Below are 16,248 nucleotides of genomic sequence, written 5' to 3'. Positions count from 1 at the left end.
GCCGGTGCACTCGATCGAAGGACTATTGCCGGGGTCAGGCCCGCGGGCGGATGCCGTCCAGGGCGAATTCCAGCACGCGACCCCGCTGCTCGGCGTCCACGAACGCCGCCGATGTCAGCCCGGAGATCATCCGCAGGACGTCGTCGAAGCTCGCGTCGGGCCGGACCTCGCCGGCCTGCTGCGCCCGGGTGAACAGGGGAGTGCCCGCCGCGTACATCGCCTCGCGACAGCTGCGGAACATCGCGGACTCCCGGTTGAGCGCGTCGATGACGGCCCGTTTGGTGGCCGCGTACTGCACGAACCGGGTCAGCCACGCCTGCAGCGCCTCCCACGGCGGCAGTGCGGCGACCGCCGCCGCGACCTCACCCAGTTGCTCGATCTCCTCGACGTACACCGCTTCGAAGAGGTCCTGCCGGGTCGGGAAGTTGCGGTAGAGGGTCGCGATCCCCACCCCGGCCCGTTTCGCGATCTCCTCCAGCGACGCGTCCGCCCCGTGCGCCGCGAAGACGTCGCGGGCCGCCACGAGCAGCGCGTCGTAGTTGCGCCGGGCGTCGGCGCGGACGGGGCGTGGCATCGCGTGACACTCCTGACAATCAATCCGCTTGCGAACCGGAGGCACACCTCCGCTAATGTGGAGGCATGCCTCGACTTTACCAGCCCGGGCCCAGCATCACCTTCGCGGTGCTGGCCGCGGCAGCCGCCGCGTTCGCCCTCATGCAGTCACTGCTCACCCCGGTGCTGCCGACCATCCGGGAGGATCTGGGCACCACCACGAGCACCGTCACCTGGGTGCTCACCGCCTGGCTGCTCGCCGCCAGCGTCGCCACCCCGCTGATGGGCCGCGTCGCCGACCTGCTCGGCAAGGACCGCACCCTGCTCGTCGCGCTCGCCGCCATCGCGGTGGGCTGCCTGATCGCCGCCCTCGCCCCGAACATCGGCGTGCTGATCGCCGCCCGCGTCGTCCAGGGCCTCGGCGCCGCCGTCTTCCCGGTCTCCTTCGGGATCATCCGCGACGAGTTCCCGCCGCACCGGGTCGCGTCCGCGATCGGCACGATGGCCGCCGTCATCGCCACCGGCTCCGGCGTCGGCATCGTGCTGGCCGGCCCGATCGTCGGCTTCCTCGACTGGCGCTGGCTGTTCTGGATCCCGATGACCGTCGTGATCATCGTCGGACTTCTGGCCTGGCGCCTGATCCCCGCGTCACCGGTGCGCAGCCCCGGCCGGATCAACGTCCGCTCGGCCCTGCTGCTGGCCGGCTGGCTGGTCGCCCTGCTGCTGCCGCTGAGCATGGGCGGCACCTGGGGGTGGACTTCCGGGCGTACCCTCATCCTGTTCGCCGCCGCGGCGATCCTGTTCGCCGGATGGCTGTTCGCCGAGCTCCGCGCCGCCGAGCCGCTGATCGACATGCGCATGATGCGCCTGCCCGCGGTCTGGACCACCAACCTGGTCGCGATGCTCTTCGGGGCGGCGATGTTCGGCGTGTTCGCGTTCGTCCCGCAGCTGGTCCAGGTCCCGGCCGTCTCCGGCTACGGCTTCGGCGCCACGGTCACCGGCGCCGGCCTGCTGATGGCCCCGATGCTGGTCGCGATGGCCGTCTTCGGCTCGGCGAGCGGCCCGCTCACCCGCTGGGTCAGCAACAAGGCGCAACTGCTCTGGGGCTCCGCGATGGGCACGATCGCCTGCCTCTCACTCGCCCTGCTGCACGATCAGAAATGGACAGTCGCCCTCGCCGGAGCGATCTTCGGCATCGGTCTGGGCCTGATCTACTCGTCGATGGTCAACCTGATCGTGCAGAGCGTCCCGGCCCACCAGACCGGCGCCGCCAGCGGCATGAACACCAACATCCGCACGATCGGCGCCTCCCTCGGCACGGCGGTGGTCAGCGCGGTCGTCGCCGCCCACACCGGCCCGTCCGGCATCCCCGCCGAGACCGGCTTCACCGAGTCGTTCCTGATCCTGGCCTGCGCCAGCGCCGCGGCCTTCGCGGTGGCCCTGCTGGTCCCGTCCCGCAATCCATCGACCGACATCCCCGAGGCCACCGAACCCGAGCCCCTGCCGGGCCTCACCCGGGTGCCTGCTTGACAACCACCCATTTTGTACGCGCCGCCGGGAGTCCCGTGGCCCCCAGCGCGATGCCCCCGCCCCTCCAGGCCGTAACGCGCCCACCGGGCCTGGCGGGTGGTGATCATTCGCACTGCTCGGTGGTCCGGGGCGGGTAGGCGCGGGGCGCGTCGTCCCAGTCGGCGGTCAGCGTGGTCACGGCCTCGGCCGGATGGTGATCAGCGCACGCTGGTGGTGGCCCCGGCTACCCGGCTGTCGGGTCAGTGGTCACCAGGAGCCCGATCAGGAACCCGCCGAAACGATGATCGCCCCGGTCGTCGTTCCACCTCTCGGCGGTGTCGACGGGCGTCACGATGCCGGACCCGGGGACCGGTTTCGTCGCGAGGCGATAGTGCACGGTGGCGATCGAGGTCACCGTGCCCACCGTCCGGGGGCCTCCGCGTCACCGTGGTGGTCCTCGATCGCGTCGACCGTCACGCCGTCAAGCACCACGCCGGGCCACTCGAGCGCGGTGGCGTCGGCAGGTCGCAGCAGCCACGACACCTCGTCGCCCACGCTGAACGGCGTGCCGCAGCACTCCATCTGCCAGAAATCCATCCAGACCTGGAGCATGTCCTCACCAGCCGTCGAGTCGGAGCCGGACTTCCCCGACCGTGGCGTCGGCGGGCCGCCCAGCCAGGTTCGTGCCGGTCTGGCACTGATGCCTCGCGGTGAGTTCTCGGTCGTCATCGCCGACCCCATGGTATTCGCGGTGCTCGGCGGTCGCGATGTCGTGCCCGTCGCACAGTCGCGGTGGCAGCAGCGTCGTGTTCGTCGTGCAGCGGCCGTGCTTCTTGTGCGGCGGTGGCAGTGGTGTCGTACTTGTCGTGCGGCGGGCGCAGCAAGCGTCGTGCTCGTCGAGCGGCGGCAGTGGTGTCGTGTTTCTCGCGCAACGGCAGCGGCGGGCACGTGACGATGCGGCGGAGTCAGGATCACTTCTCGGGCCTGGCCGGGCGTCGTTGCGATGGCCGTCAGGGACCCGGCCGGGCCATCAGTTTCTGGGCCTCGTCGAAGGCGGCCTCGGCGTCGTCCAGTGCTTCGGCGTCGTTGAACGTCTCGTGGCAGTCGAGGTAGACCTTGCCCATCGAGACCAGCCGGTTCGCGCGGGCCGGGTGTCCGGGCGGGGCCAGGTCGACGGCCTGTTCGGCGACCGCGACGGTCAGGGCCAGGTCGGCGTGCTGGCCGGTGAGCGCGAACCGGGCGTGCAGGCTCAGGCCCAGGTTGTGCAGCGGGCCGCCGTTGTCGACGCCTTCCGGCAGGCTGGACGCCAGGTCGATCTGCAGGGCGATCACCTGTTGCAGCGTCGTCAGGGTGGGGGCGCCTCTCTGCCGGCCGTAGACCCGGTCGATCAGGGCGGCGGTCGCGCCGGCGGTCATGCCGGCCAGCTCGGGCACGCGGTCGAAGGCGCTCGGGGCGCCCCGGCTGCGGCACTCGCGCAGCAGCAGGCGGCGGCGTTCGGCGCGGAGGGCGGCCAGCAGTTCACCGTCCTGGAGCAGGGCGAGCACCAGGTCCCCGAGGGCCGCGTCGACCTCGTCGGTGAACAGTAGTTGTTCGGTGCCGGCCAGGGTGCGGGCGCCGGCGAGCGGGACCCGGACGAAGTCGGTCGCCAGCCGCAGGTGCGGGTCGGGTTCGGCCGGAGTCACGCCGAGAATGCTGTCACGTCCCGGCCCGGTCCGGGTGGCGGCTGGCCGATCATGCCGCCCGCCGACTGCTCAGCCTCCGATCCCGGGCCGATCTTGGTGCGCTGACCTGCGCCGACGGAGGTCAGCGCACCAAGATCGCTGGGTTTGGGGCGCGACGCCGCGGTCTGCGGGGGCGGGCGGTTGCCGGCTACGGACGGGGGAGCACTTTCGACCTATGGTCCTAGGATGACTTACCGGGTGTGGGGCGGCTCGCACGTCGACAGTTCGGAGGGCGACTGCGCCGATCGTCGAAAGTCAGCGGTAGGCACGGGCACCACCGACACGGGCACCGTGACGGGTCTACCGTGATCGGCGGGCGGGGCGGGTGGGCGTCAGAGCAGAGCGGTGACGTCGCGGGGTGAAGTGGGCCGGCCGAACAGGTAGCCCTGGCCGTTGTCGCAACCCAGTGAGTGGAGCCAGCGTTCCTGGGCGGCCGATTCGATGCCCTCGGCCAGCACCGTGATGCCCAGGTCGTGGCAGAGGCGGATCACGTGGCGGGGGATCGGTGACGCCGGGTCGGCGACCAGTTCGGCGGCCAGTTTGACGGTGCTGATCGGCAGGCGGGACAGGCTGCCCAGGCTGGACCAGCCGGTGCCGAAGTCGTCGATCGCCAGGGTGACGCCCAGGTCGTGCAGGCGGCGCAGGGTGTCGTGCCGGTCGACGACCGCGGCGCTCTCGGTGATCTCCAGCTGGAGCAGGTGCAGCGGGAGGCCGCTGCGGTGCACGATGTCGGCGACGTCGCCGACCAGGGACGGGTCGTCCAGTTGCAGTGGTGACAGGTTCACGCTGATCAGCAGGTCGTGGCCCTGGTGGTGCCAGGTCGCGCCCTGCCGGCAGGCCTGGGCGAGCAGGGACCGGCCCAGCGCCTTGATCAGGCCGGTCTGTTCGGCGAGCGCGATGAACTGGTCCGGGCCGTGGACCGTGCCGTCGGGGGTTCGCCAGCGGGCCAGCGCCTCGACGCCGGTCACCGTCCGGTCGGCCAGGCGGTAGAGGGGCTGGTAGGCGGGGAAGAATTCGCCCCGTTCCAGGGCGGCCGGCAGGGTGGCGGCGATCCGGTGCCGGTGCAGGTCGGCGCGGGCCCGGTCGGGGTCGACGACGGCGTGGTCGCGGCGTTCGGTGCGGGCGGTGCCGAGGGCCAGGTGCGCGTCGCGGATCCAGGTCTCCGGGTCGGTGCCGGCGACCGGGGCTTCGACGACGCCCGCGGTGACCGTGACCATCAGTTGGAGGTCGTCGACGAGGAGCAGCGGGCGGGCGTCGAGGGCGGCGCGGGCCCGGTCGGCCAGTTTGAGGACCTGTTCGGTGCCGGTGGTGCCGGTCACGACCAGGGCGAACTGGTCTTCGCCGAGGTGGGCCAGGTAGTGCCGGTCCTCGGCGACCGTCTGCAGGCGCCCGCCGACGGCCTGTAGGAGCCGGTCGCCGCGGTCGTGGCCGAGGGCGTCGTCGAGGTCGGCGAACCGGTCGATGCTGAGCAGGCAGAGGCCGGCCCGGTCTCGGCAGCCGGCCGCGGTGATCGTGGTGTGCAGGTGGTCGCGCAGGGAGGCGCGGTTGGGCAGGCCGCTGCGTGGGTCGTGCAGTACCGCCCGGCGGTACCTGTCGAACAGTTCCCGCTGGCGGCCCTTCCAGTGCAGTTTCTCGGTGCGGTTCATCTCTTCGGCGGCGCTGACCGACACCTCGCGCAGCGCGGTGACGAATCCGGTGGTCAGGCTTTCCAGTACGAGCAGGACCCGGGTGCGGTTCTCGTCGGCGTCTCCGTCGAGGAGGTCGGGGAGGCGGTCGGCGAACAGGCGTACGGTCGCGCCCAGGACCTGTGGTTTCTGCATGCGCAGGTCGACCAGTTCGCGGCCGATGCCGGTGCCGGGTGTGGGGGAGAACGGTTCGGCGCGGATCGCGGCGGCCATCTCCTGCATCAGGTCGCGCAGGGCGGCGCGGGACCGGGCGCGCGGGCCGGGGACGAAACCGGCCGCCATGACGTCGCGCAGCCACTGCTCGGTGAGCGCGTCCAGCTCGGTCATCGGGTTCCTTCCGGTCCGGCCCGCGTCGTCGGGGCCGCCGCATTATGGTCACCGTGGACGGTCGGCGGCCACTTCTTGTGCGGTACGGGATGATCCGGTATAAGTCCGGACTGTTGTCCCAGGTCAATGACATGTGACAAGGCCGGCGGCGGGCGGACCTCACGAAATGCGAAAACGGACACCCCCGGTCGGGTGACCCGGGTTACCGCTTCCGGGCGACGGCGACCAGGGCGGTCGGCTGGGGTGGCTCGTCGGCCTCGTCGGGGTCGGGTTTCCACGAGGTGGCCGCGACGATGCCCGGTTCGAGCAGGGCGAAGTCGTCGCCGAGCAGGGCTTCCAGCTCCTCGGCGGTGCGGATCACCACGGGGGTCGGCGTCCGCTCGTACAGTCTGCGGGCCTGTTCCTGTTTCTCCCGGGCCTCGGGCGTGACCTCCGGGGCGAGATGTGACACCACCAGGTGGCTGCCGGAGACCAGGGCGTTGCCGACCGTCGCCAGGATCGTTGCGGGGTCGTCGGTGTCCGGGACGAAGTGCAGCACCGCGACCATCAGGACGGCCACCGGCCGGGAGAAGTCGAGGAACTCGACCACCTCGTCGCGGTAGAGGATGTCCTCCGGTTTGCGCAGGTCGCCCTCGACGGCACGCGCGTAGGGGTTGCCGGCCAGCAGGCTGCGGCTCTGCTGCACGGCGATCGGGTCGATGTCGACGTAGACGACCCGGGCGCCCGGGTTCGCCTCCTGAGCGATCTCGTGCACGTTGCCGAGGGTGGGGATGCCGGAGCCGATGTCGAGGAACTGGGTGACGCCGCCTGAGACCAGGTCGCGCACGACCCGGCCGAGGAACGAGCGGTTGGCCCGGGCGACCAGGTGGGCGTGCGGGTTGGCGCTGGTGGCGCGTTCCCAGAACTCGCGGTCGACCTTGAAGTTGTGGACGCCGCCGAGTGCGAAGTCGTAGACCCGGGCGGCGTTCGGAACGGTCACGTCAACCTCGTCGGGCACCCACGCGTCGGACTCCGTCACCGCTACTCCGATCGATTTCCGCCAATGTCCGCCAGCTGCCCGGCCATAGTAGGCGAGGCGGGCGCGGAAGGCGAGGCGGGCGCGGAAGGCGAGGAGGGCGCGCGCTGAGCCGGAACCGCCGGGGCCTGCTTGCGGCGGCGCGGCGCGAGCAGCTTCATCATCGGGTTCTCCACGCAGGTGTGCAGGAGCCAGGCCAGCAGCAGGGAGCCGGCGACCGACGCGGCGATGGCGCCGGCCGCGGGCAGCGGGTCCCAGCCCTCGCCGCCGCGTTCCAGCAGGCGCAGCACGTTCTGGATCAGCGCCACGTGCACCAGGTAGAACGCGAAGGACACCTCACCGAGCCAGACCATCGGACGGGTACGCCACGGCGAGCGCACGCCGGACAGGTCGGCCTTGGCGGCGCCCGCGATCAGCACGACGTAGCCGACGGTCAGGACTGCGAGCCAGTACTCGCCGGGGACGACCAGGGAGCAGGTGGCGTACACGGCCACGAAGAACAGCGTGGAGATCCACAGGCCGGGCCCGAACCAGTGGCGGCGGGTCATCAGGACGCCGGCCAGCACGCCGGTCCAGAACTCCAGGCTGCGGACCGGCGGGAACAGCTGGGTGAACCACCAGCTCTGTTCCTCGGAGACGAACTGGGTGAGCGGGAAGACCCGGCCGAGGGGGGTGTCCTGCAGGCCGAGTGGCTGGGAGACGAGCAGCATCAGCACGGGCAGGAGAGCGAGTCCGGCATACAGGACCCAGGATGGGGTACGCCTGAGCAGCGGCATCGCGAACGGCAGGCAGAGGTAGAAGAACACCTCGCAGCAGAGTGACCAGCTGACCGAGTTGATCGAGTACTGGTAGCCGTCGGCCGACGTCCAGGTCTGCAGGAGTCCCAGGTTGGTGAGGGCGATGTTCCAGTCGATGGTGTCGCCCCACCAGATCATGACGCCGATCACGACGGCCCATGTCACCAGGTGGCTGGGGTAGATCTTGGCGAGCCGCCGGCCCCAGAACCGGAACATCCCGTCGCCGGGGCGGGCCGACCAGGCCAGCACGAACCCGCTGAGCACGAAGAAGAACGAGACGCCGGAGGCGCCCAGGCCGAAGACGCTGTCCCAGGCCCGGTGCCACCGGTCGGGTTCGATGAGGTTGAGCGTGCCGACGTGGAAGCCGAAGACCAGGAACGCCGCGATCCAGCGCAGTCCGGTCAACGATGGCAGCCGGGTCAGGGGGGTCGTCGGCTGGGCGGCTCTGCTCGTCACCGCGCGCACGATACCGCACAAAGATCAACAAGCGGAAAAGTGCCGGACGTGGGGGTCAGCCCGGATGGACGCTCCGGAGCGTACCCGGCAGGCTGCGTAGTGGAATCACGCAGTGCGACCGACGACGGAGTGAGGTGATGATGGCATGTCGCTTTTCGGGCGGATCTTCTCGCTGAACGCGGTGATGCTGGTCGTCGCGGTGCTCCTGCTGCTGTTCGGGCCGGTGACGATATCGTCGCAGGCCCGCGCCAGTGAGGCCGTGATCGTGGTGGGCGGGATGATCGCCATGCTGATCGCCAACGTCGTGCTGCTGCGCGTCGGCCTGGCGCCGCTGGCCCGGCTCACCCGGGTGATGACCACGGTCGACCTGCTGCGGCCGGGCACCCGCCTGGCGGCCCGTGGCCGCGGTGACGTCGCCGCGCTGATCGGCGCGTTCAACACCATGCTGGAACGCCTCGAGTCGGAGCGGGCGACCAGCGCGGGCCGGGCGTTGCAGGCGCAGGAGGCCGAACGGCACCGGATCGCCCAGGAACTGCACGACGAGATCGGCCAGACGCTGACCGCGGTGCTGCTGGACCTCAAACGGGTCGCGAAGCTGGCCCCCGACGACGTCCGGGACCAGCTGACGCAGGTGCAGGAGACCACCCGCAACAGCCTCGACGAGATCCGCCGGATCGCCCGCCGGCTGCGGCCGGGAGTGCTGGAGGAGCTGGGCCTGGCGAGCGCGCTGCGGGCCCTGGCCACCGAGTTCACCACCGCCGGGCTGTCGGTGCGCAAGCAGGTCGGCAAGGACCTGCCGGCGCTCGGCAAGGACGCCGAACTGGTCGTCTACCGGGTGGCCCAGGAGAGCCTGACCAACGCGGCCCGGCACGCCGGCGCCCGCCACGTCGATCTGCGGCTCGGCGGCGACGGTGGCGGCGGCGTCGAGCTCAGCGTCCGTGACGACGGCAAGGGCCTGCGCGGCGCGGCCGAGGGCGCCGGACTGCGCGGCATGCGGGAACGGGCCTTGCTGATCGGCGCCACCGTGACCGTCGCGTCGCCACCCGGGGGCGGCACCGCGGTGACCCTGCGAGTCCCGGGAGGACAGACATGACCACGCGCATCCTGCTCGCCGACGATCACGCCCTGGTCCGCCGGGGCGTGCGGCTGATCCTGGACGGCGAACCCGACCTGGAGGTCATCGCCGAGGCGGCCGACGGCGTGGAGGCCCTCGAACTGGCCCGGGTGGATCCGCCCGACCTGGCCGTGCTGGACATCGCGATGCCGCGGATGACCGGCCTGCAGGCGGCCCGCGAGCTGTCCCGGCGCCTGCCGGACACCAAGATCCTGATCCTGACGATGTACGACAACGAGCAGTATTTCTTCGAGGCCCTGCGCGTCGGCGCGGCCGGCTACGTGCTGAAGTCCGTCGCCGACCGCGACCTGGTCGAGGCGTGTCACGCCGCCATGCGCGACGAGCCGTTCCTCTATCCCGGCGCGGTCACCACCCTGGTCCGCGACTACCTGGAACGCGCCCGCTCGGGCGCCGACATCCCGGACCGGGCCGTCACCGAACGCGAGGAGCAGGTGCTGAAGCTCGTCGCCGAGGGCCACTCCACCAAGGAGATCGCCCAGCTGCTGTACATCAGCGTCAAGACGGTGGAACGGCACCGCACCAACATCCTGTCCAAGCTCGGCCTGCGCGACCGCCAGGAACTGACCCGGTACGCGATCCGTGCCGGTCTCATCGAGCCGTGACGGCGGAGTAAAACTGTGTTAGTCCTGTTGATCCTGCATGCCCTGGCGGCGGTTTCGGCCCCCGCCCTGATCCGTGCGTTCGGCAACCGTGCGCTGTACGGTCTCGCTCTGGTGCCCGCGTCGGCGGTAGCCTGGGCGGTCACCCAGACCGGCCGGACCCCGACGCTGAGCATCCCGTGGGTGCCGCAGCTCGGCATCGGTCTCGACTTGCGGATGGGTACCCTGTCCTGGCTGTTGCTGCTGATCGTCGGCGGCATCGGCGCGATCGTGCTGGTGTACTGCGCGAGCTACTTCACGCCTGGCGCCGAGGGGCTGGGCCGGTTCGCCGCGGTGTTCCTCTCCTTCGCCGGCGCGATGACCGGTCTGGTGCTCACCGACGACCTGCTGCTGCTCTACGTGTTCTGGGAGCTGACCACGGTCTTCTCCTACCTGCTGATCGGCCAGAGCCCGGAGCAGGCCGCGAGCCGCCGGGCCGCCATGCAGGCCCTCGTGGTGACCACGTTCGGTGGCCTGGCCATGCTGGTCGGGTTCGTCATGCTCGGTGAGCACGCCGGCACGTACCGCTGGTCGCAGATCGCGGCCGGACCGCTGCCCGGCGGCGGATACCTGGCCACCGCGGTGGTGCTGATCCTGCTCGGCGCGTTGTCCAAGTCGGCGGTCTTCCCGTTCAGCTTCTGGTTGCCGGCCGCGATGGCCGCGCCGACACCCGCGTCGGCCTACCTGCACGCCGCGTCGATGGTCAAGGCCGGGGTGTTCCTTCTCGGGCTGCTCGGGCCGGTGCTGTCGGCCGCCGGGCCCTGGCGGCCGGTCACGGTCGTGGCCGGTCTGACGACCATGCTGCTCGGCGGCTGGGCGGCGATGCGCCAGCACGATCTCAAACTGCTCCTCGCGTACGGGACGGTCAGCCAGCTGGGCCTGCTGACGGTGGCGTTCGGGGCGGCCGGCCGGACCGCGGCGCTCGCCGGCGCGGCGCTGCTGCTCTCGCACGCCCTGTTCAAGGCGGCGCTGTTCCTGGTCGTCGGGGTGATCGACAAGGTCACCGGGACCCGGGACCTGCGGCGGCTCAGCGGGCTCGGCCGTCGTCTGCCGGCCGTCGCGGTCGCGGGCTGCCTCGCGGTGGCGTCGATGGCCGGGGTGCCGCCGCTTCTCGGGTTCGTCGGCAAGGAGGCGCTGTTCGCGGCGTTCGCCGAGGACGGGACCACCGGCGCGGTCGTGCTCGTCACCCTGGTCGCCGGGTCCGGCCTGACCGTCGCGTACGGGCTGCGCTTCCTGTGGGGCGCCTTCGCGACCAAGCCCGGGGTGGACGGGACCGTCCCGGAGCGGGCCGGGTTCGCGTTCGTCACCCCGGCCCTGGTGCTCGCCGCGGCCGGCGTGGCGGCCGGAGTCGCCGCGGGCGGACTGGACTCCCTGCTGTCCCCGTACGCCGACGGCTTCGGTGAAGAGGGACCGGGTTACCACCTGGCGCTGTGGCACGGCCCCGGTCTGCCGGTGGTGTTGTCGGTGGCGGTGTTCGTGCTCGGCGGACTGATCTATGCCGGTCACCGGCGCCGGGAATGGCCGGGCCAGAGGTTCCCGGCGGCGGACGGTGTCTACCGGCGGCTGATGTCCGGCGTGGACCGGGCCGCGGTCGAGGTCACCGGTGCCACCCAGCGCGGTTCGCTGCCGTTCTCGCTCGGGTCGATCCTGATCGTGCTGGTGGTGCTCGGCGCGGTCACGCTGTCGCTCGGCGCGCCCTGGCCGTCCGGTGTGCGGCTGTGGGACACCCCGCTGCAACTGGTGGTCGGGCTGGTCGTGGTGGCCGCGGCGGTGCTGGCGGTGAACACCCGGCGGCGGATGACCGCGATGATCCTGGTCGGCGTCTGCGGGTACGGCGTTGCGCTGCTGTTCGTGCTGCACGGCGCCCCCGACCTGGCGCTCACCCAGTTCCTGGTGGAGACCGTCACGATCGTGATGTTCGTGCTGGTGCTGCGCCGCCTGCCGGCCCGGTTCTCGGCCCGCCCGCTGCGGATCAACCGGTGGACCCGTAACACGCTCGCCGTCGCGACCGGCCTGGTCACCTCGGGGATGGCGTACGCGGCGGTGATGGGCCGCCAGGCCGTCCCGATCTCGGTCGACTTCCCGGACCTGTCCGTCTCCTACGGCGGCGGGAACAACGTGGTCAACGTGGCCCTGGTCGACATCCGCGCCTGGGACACCATGGGGGAGATCTCCGTGCTGGTGGTGGCCGCGACCGGCGTGGCCAGCCTGATCTTCCGGCGCTCGCAGGCGCTCCAGCAGCGTCGCGCCGAGCAGGGCAACGTGCCGACCACCGGCTCCGGCTGGCTGCGCGCCGCCGAGGTCCCGGAGTCGCTGCGCCAGTCGATCATCCTGCAGGTGGTGGCCCGCCTGCTGTTCCACACCATCGTGCTGTTCTCGATCTACCTGCTCTTCGCCGGGCACAACATGCCCGGTGGCGGGTTCGCCGGCGGCCTGGTCGCCGGCCTGGCCCTGACCACCCGCTACCTGGCCGGCGGGCGGGACGAGCTGAACGCGGCCGCGCCGGTCGACGCCGGCCTGGTGCTCGGCACCGGCCTGCTGATCTCGGTCGGCACCGGCGCGGCGGCGCTGATCGCCGGGGGAGAGGTGCTGCAGAGCGCGCTGATCGACGTGCACCTGCCGCTCCTCGGCCACCTGCACTTCGCCACGTCGGCGGCGTTCGACATCGGGGTCTACCTGATCGTGGTCGGCATGGTCCTGGAGATCCTGCGCAGTCTCGGCGCCGAGCTGGATCGACAGGCGGATGTCCCTGAAATGTCAGACGAATCAGACAAGGTGGGTGAGCCGGTATGACCCCCAACCTGGTCTACGTGGTGATCATCGGCGTGCTGTTCGCCGCCGGTGTCTCCCTCGTGCTGGAACGCAGCCTGACCCGCGTGCTGATGGGCATGATCCTGCTCGGCAACGGCGTCAACCTGCTGATCCTGCTCGGCGGCGCGGCCGGCACCCCGCCGATCGTCGGGCTCGGCCCGCAGGACGCGATGGCCGACCCGCTGCCCCAGATCATGATCCTCACCGCCATCGTGATCACCCTCGGGATGACCGCGTTCCTGCTGGCCCTGGCGTATCGCAGCTGGGCGCTGTCCGGGCACGACGAGGTGCAGGACGACGACGAGGACCGCCGCATCATGCGGCTCGCCGAACGCGACGAGGGTTCCGGCATCGAGGACACCGAGGAGCCCACCCGATGACGTTTCTGGTTCCGCTTCCGGTGGTGATGCCCCTGCTCGGGGCGGCGCTCACCCTGATGATGGCCGGCCGGCCGCGCGCCCAGCGCACGGTCAGCCTGACCGTGCTGACCGCGACCCTGCTGGTGTCGGCGGCACTGCTCCACCTGTCGACCACCGAGGGACCGCTGGTCGTGGCGGTCGGCGGCTGGGTCGCGCCGCTGGGCATCGTGCTCGTCGCCGACCAGCTGGCCGCGCTGATGCTCGTCGTCTCGTCGGCGGTCACCGTCTGCGTGCTCGTCTACTCCATCGGGCAGGGCATGGCCGACGGGGACGAGGAGGCGCCGCTGTCGGTGTACCACCCGGCGTACCTGGTGCTGACCGCCGGCGTGACCAACGCGTTCCTGGCCGGCGACCTGTTCAACCTCTACGTCGGATTCGAGATCCTGCTGGTCGCCAGCTACGTGCTGCTGACCCTGGGCGGGACCGGCAACCGGATCCGGGCCGGCGCCACCTACGTGGTGGTCAGCCTGCTGTCGTCGGTCGTCTTCCTGACCGCGATCGGGCTGATCTACGCCGCCACCGGCACGCTCAACCTGGCCCACCTGGTCGAACGCCTCGACGCGCTGCCCGCCGGACTGAAACTGATCCTGCAGGCGATGCTGCTGCTCGCGTTCGGCATCAAGGCGGCGGTGTTCCCGCTGTCGTCGTGGCTGCCGGACAGTTACCCGACCGCGCCGGCCCCGGTCACCGCCGTCTTCGCCGGACTGCTCACCAAGGTCGGCGTGTACGCGATCATCCGGACCGAGACGCTGCTGTTCCCCGGCGGGCGGGCCTCGGTGGTGCTGCTCGTCTGCGCCCTGCTCACCATGGTGGTCGGCATCCTCGGCGCGGTCGCCCAGCAGGACATCAAACGTCTGCTGTCGTTCACGCTGGTCAGCCACATCGGCTACCTGCTCTTCGGGGTCGGGCTCGCCACTCAGCTCGGCCTGTCCAGCGCGATCTTCTACGTGGTCCACCACATCACCATCCAGACCACGCTGTTCCTGGTCACCGGCCTGATCGAGAAACGCGGCGGCAGCACCGCCCTGGACCGCCTCGGCGGGCTGGGCAAACTGTCCCCGCTGCTCGCCGTGCTGTTCCTGGTCCCGGCGCTGAACCTGGCCGGCATCCCCCCGTTCTCCGGCTTCATCGGCAAGGTCGGCCTGATCCAGGCCGGCGTCGCCCACGGCGGGATCCTCGCCGGGGCACTCGTCGCCGGCGGGGTGCTGACCAGCCTGCTCACCCTGTACGCCATCGCCCGGGTGTGGAACCTCGCCTTCTGGCGCACCCCGCACCCGAGCATGCCGAAAACCGAACCGGGAGGAACCCTGCTGCCGCCGCTCATGGTCGGCCCCACCCTCGCCCTCGTCGTCCTCGGCGTGGGACTCAGCGTGGTGGCCGGCCCGCTCTTCGCCGTCGGAGACCAGTCCGCGACCGACCTGATGGAACGCGCCGGGTACGTGACCGCCGTCTTCGGCGGGGGAACCCGGTGACCGGGGGACGGTGGCGGGACCGGTGCGTCGCCGCGACCGGGCTGACCGTCATCTGGGTGCTGCTCTGGGGCACGTTCAGCCCGCTGACCTTCGCCGGCGGCGCGCTGATCGCGGTGATCGTGCTGGCGGTGTTCCCGCTGCCGGCGATCACCTGGGCCGGCCGGATCCACCCCGCCGGGGTGGCCCGGTTCGCCGGACGGTTCCTGGTCGACCTGGTGGTGGCCAGCGCGCAGGTGGCCGTGGCGGCGTTCCGCTTCGGCCACGAGCCACGCAGCGCGGTCATCGCCGTACCCCTGCAGGCGCCCTCCGACCTCGGGCTGACCCTGACCGCCGAGGCGCTGTCGCTGGTGCCCGGCAGCCTGATCGTCGACGTGGACCGGGACAAGGGCGTGCTGTACGTGCACGTGCTCGGCGTCTCCGGTCCCCCCGACTGCGAACGGTTCCGCCAGGACGTGCTCGACCTGGAACGCCGGATCATCCTGGCGTTCGGGTCCCCGGCCGAGCGGGCCGCACTCGACGTGTTCGTGGTCGAGCTGCCGGTCGCGGCCATCCACCATGTGAAGGAGCCGACGTCGTGATCGCCGTCGCCGTGATCGTCACCCTGCTGCTCAGTGCCGGTGCGGTGCTCGCCCTGGTCCGGATGGTCCGCGGCCCGTCCGTGCTGGACCGGATCGTCGCGACCGACGTGCTGCTGGCCATCGTGATGGTCGCGATCGCCACCGAGGTCGCGTTCACCCGCGACGCCACCGGGCTGCCGGTCCTGGTGGTGCTCTCGATTCTCGGGTTCGTCGGGTCGGTGAGCGTGGCCCGCTTCGCCGTCAGGAAGGGGAGCCGCTGATGGTTCTCGACGTCATCGCCGGTGTCTGCCTGATCCTGGGGGCGCTGCTCAGCCTCTCCGCCGGGGTGGCGCTGGTGCGCTTCCCGGACCTGCTCTCCCGGATGCACGCGGCCACCAAACCGCAGGTCCTCGGCCTGCTGCTGGTGCTGCTCGGCTGTGGCCTGCGACTGCGCGACCACGTCGACGGCACCACCCTGATCCTGGTCGCGATCTTCCAGATGGCGACCGCGCCGGTGGCGGCGCACATGGTCGGGCGGGCGGCGTACCGGTCCGGGCAGGCCCGTAGGGACCTGCTGGTGATCGACGAGCTGGCCGGCACCGAGGAGTCAGGAAGTGATCAGGCTGTCGTAGTCGGCGACGGTCAGCGCGCCCCCGGCCAGTGACCCGTCCTGGGTGGGCACCTCCAGCGGCTTCCCGCCGCTGGTGAACATGATTGTGCCCACCTCGGGGCGGCTGGACAGTGTGCAGACGATCTGACCGAACGCGAGGATCTCGTCGGTCCGCACCCCGTGCGGGGACCGGTCGCCGACCTCGACGGTGGCCCGGCCGCCGTCCAGGGTCAGTTCGATGGTCGAGGTGGTGCCGGTCAGGGCACTGCTCAGACCGTCCGCGACCTCGGTGGCGGACGGTCCCTCGAGCAGGACGCGGAGCTGCTCCTGCGCGCCGACCAGCTCCGGGACACGGCGCGGGATCCGGGCCAGGTGGGCGTCCCGCACGAAACACAGGCGCAGCGTGACCAGCCCCTGATCGGGGATCATCGGCGGCTGGGACGGGATCAGCCCGCCCGGGCCGTCGGCGTTACGGGGTTCGGCGTCGACGGGCACACCACAGCCCCCGATCACGAGCATGACGGCGGCCGTCATCGACATCCGT

General features: G+C 71.3%; 17 protein-coding genes. 9 read left to right on the top strand and 8 right to left on the bottom strand.

Annotated elements, in window-relative coordinates:
* Positions 1-34 precede the first annotated feature (34 nt).
* Positions 35-574, bottom strand: a complete 540-nt coding sequence (locus QSK32_RS36930; RefSeq protein ID WP_245673841.1) for a TetR/AcrR family transcriptional regulator — start codon at positions 572-574, stop codon at positions 35-37.
* Positions 575-639: 65 nt separating this feature from the next.
* On the opposite strand from QSK32_RS36930, the gene QSK32_RS36925 reads away from it, so the two are divergent.
* The gene (locus QSK32_RS36925; RefSeq protein WP_045740696.1) at positions 640-2,082 is read left to right on the top strand and encodes an MFS transporter; all 1,443 of its coding nucleotides are present in this window, start codon (positions 640-642) and stop codon (positions 2,080-2,082) included.
* A 223-nt stretch (positions 2,083-2,305) separates the two neighbouring features.
* Here the strand turns inward: QSK32_RS36925 and QSK32_RS36920 are convergent, their stop codons facing one another.
* From QSK32_RS36920 to QSK32_RS36895, 6 genes are all read right to left on the bottom strand, one after another.
* Positions 2,306-2,476 carry a hypothetical protein gene (locus QSK32_RS36920; RefSeq protein WP_285474557.1) on the bottom strand — a complete coding sequence of 57 codons (171 nt, stop codon included), beginning with the start codon at positions 2,474-2,476 and terminating at the stop codon, positions 2,306-2,308.
* Positions 2,473-2,673 (bottom strand): DUF6578 domain-containing protein, encoded by a 201-nt coding sequence (locus QSK32_RS36915; protein WP_285474556.1) that lies wholly within the window; start codon positions 2,671-2,673, stop codon positions 2,473-2,475. The genes QSK32_RS36920 and QSK32_RS36915 overlap by 4 nt, the downstream gene beginning before the upstream one ends.
* Before the next feature lie 398 nt (positions 2,674-3,071).
* A complete protein-coding gene (locus QSK32_RS36910) occupies positions 3,072-3,743 on the bottom strand; it encodes a hypothetical protein (protein WP_285474555.1) in 672 nt (223 codons plus the stop codon).
* Positions 3,744-4,114: 371 nt separating this feature from the next.
* The gene (locus tag QSK32_RS36905) at positions 4,115-5,794 is read right to left on the bottom strand and encodes a putative bifunctional diguanylate cyclase/phosphodiesterase (RefSeq protein ID WP_285474554.1); all 1,680 of its coding nucleotides are present in this window, start codon (positions 5,792-5,794) and stop codon (positions 4,115-4,117) included.
* 202 nt (positions 5,795-5,996) lie between these two features.
* Complete coding sequence (locus QSK32_RS36900; protein WP_045740699.1) at positions 5,997-6,812, bottom strand: SAM-dependent methyltransferase; 816 nt, start codon at positions 6,810-6,812, stop codon at positions 5,997-5,999.
* A gap of 2 nt (positions 6,813-6,814) precedes the next feature.
* Positions 6,815-8,062 (bottom strand): acyltransferase family protein, encoded by a 1,248-nt coding sequence (locus QSK32_RS36895; RefSeq protein ID WP_285474553.1) that lies wholly within the window; start codon positions 8,060-8,062, stop codon positions 6,815-6,817.
* A 145-nt stretch (positions 8,063-8,207) separates the two neighbouring features.
* Here QSK32_RS36895 and QSK32_RS36890 point away from each other — a divergent pair, with 145 nt between their 5' ends.
* The 8 genes from QSK32_RS36890 to mnhG are packed head-to-tail and all read left to right on the top strand — an operon-like array spanning position 8,208 to position 15,758.
* A complete protein-coding gene (locus tag QSK32_RS36890) occupies positions 8,208-9,155 on the top strand; it encodes a sensor histidine kinase (protein WP_045740700.1) in 948 nt (315 codons plus the stop codon).
* Positions 9,152-9,799 carry a response regulator gene (locus QSK32_RS36885; RefSeq protein ID WP_285474552.1) on the top strand — a complete coding sequence of 216 codons (648 nt, stop codon included), beginning with the start codon at positions 9,152-9,154 and terminating at the stop codon, positions 9,797-9,799. Before QSK32_RS36890 ends, QSK32_RS36885 begins: the two co-directional genes overlap by 4 nt.
* A gap of 15 nt (positions 9,800-9,814) precedes the next feature.
* Positions 9,815-12,628: a Na+/H+ antiporter subunit A gene (locus QSK32_RS36880; protein WP_285474551.1), complete on the top strand. Its 2,814-nt coding sequence runs from the start codon at positions 9,815-9,817 to the stop codon at positions 12,626-12,628.
* Entirely contained in the window at positions 12,625-13,026 is a 402-nt protein-coding gene (locus QSK32_RS36875; RefSeq protein ID WP_045740703.1) for a Na(+)/H(+) antiporter subunit C, read from the top strand. Before QSK32_RS36880 ends, QSK32_RS36875 begins: the two co-directional genes overlap by 4 nt.
* Entirely contained in the window at positions 13,023-14,537 is a 1,515-nt protein-coding gene (locus QSK32_RS36870) for a Na+/H+ antiporter subunit D (protein WP_285474550.1), read from the top strand. Before QSK32_RS36875 ends, QSK32_RS36870 begins: the two co-directional genes overlap by 4 nt.
* Positions 14,534-15,115 (top strand): Na+/H+ antiporter subunit E, encoded by a 582-nt coding sequence (locus QSK32_RS36865; RefSeq protein WP_045740705.1) that lies wholly within the window; start codon positions 14,534-14,536, stop codon positions 15,113-15,115. Before QSK32_RS36870 ends, QSK32_RS36865 begins: the two co-directional genes overlap by 4 nt.
* Complete coding sequence (locus tag QSK32_RS36860) at positions 15,112-15,375, top strand: monovalent cation/H+ antiporter complex subunit F (protein ID WP_045740706.1); 264 nt, start codon at positions 15,112-15,114, stop codon at positions 15,373-15,375. The genes QSK32_RS36865 and QSK32_RS36860 overlap by 4 nt, the downstream gene beginning before the upstream one ends.
* Positions 15,375-15,758: a monovalent cation/H(+) antiporter subunit G gene (gene mnhG / locus QSK32_RS36855; RefSeq protein ID WP_045740707.1), complete on the top strand. Its 384-nt coding sequence runs from the start codon at positions 15,375-15,377 to the stop codon at positions 15,756-15,758. The genes QSK32_RS36860 and mnhG overlap by 1 nt, the downstream gene beginning before the upstream one ends.
* On the opposite strand, the gene QSK32_RS36850 is transcribed toward mnhG, so the two are convergent.
* Entirely contained in the window at positions 15,702-16,244 is a 543-nt protein-coding gene (locus QSK32_RS36850; RefSeq protein ID WP_285474606.1) for a GerMN domain-containing protein, read from the bottom strand. The two genes, mnhG and QSK32_RS36850, sit on opposite strands and share 57 nt — an antisense overlap.
* Positions 16,245-16,248: the final 4 nt, after the last annotated feature.

The organism is Actinoplanes sp. NBRC 101535, assembly GCF_030269225.1.
GTDB lineage: Bacteria > Actinomycetota > Actinomycetes > Mycobacteriales > Micromonosporaceae > Actinoplanes > Actinoplanes rectilineatus.
Note: the sequence above shows the minus strand (reverse complement) of the source record. Positions and strands in the feature narration are given on the sequence as shown.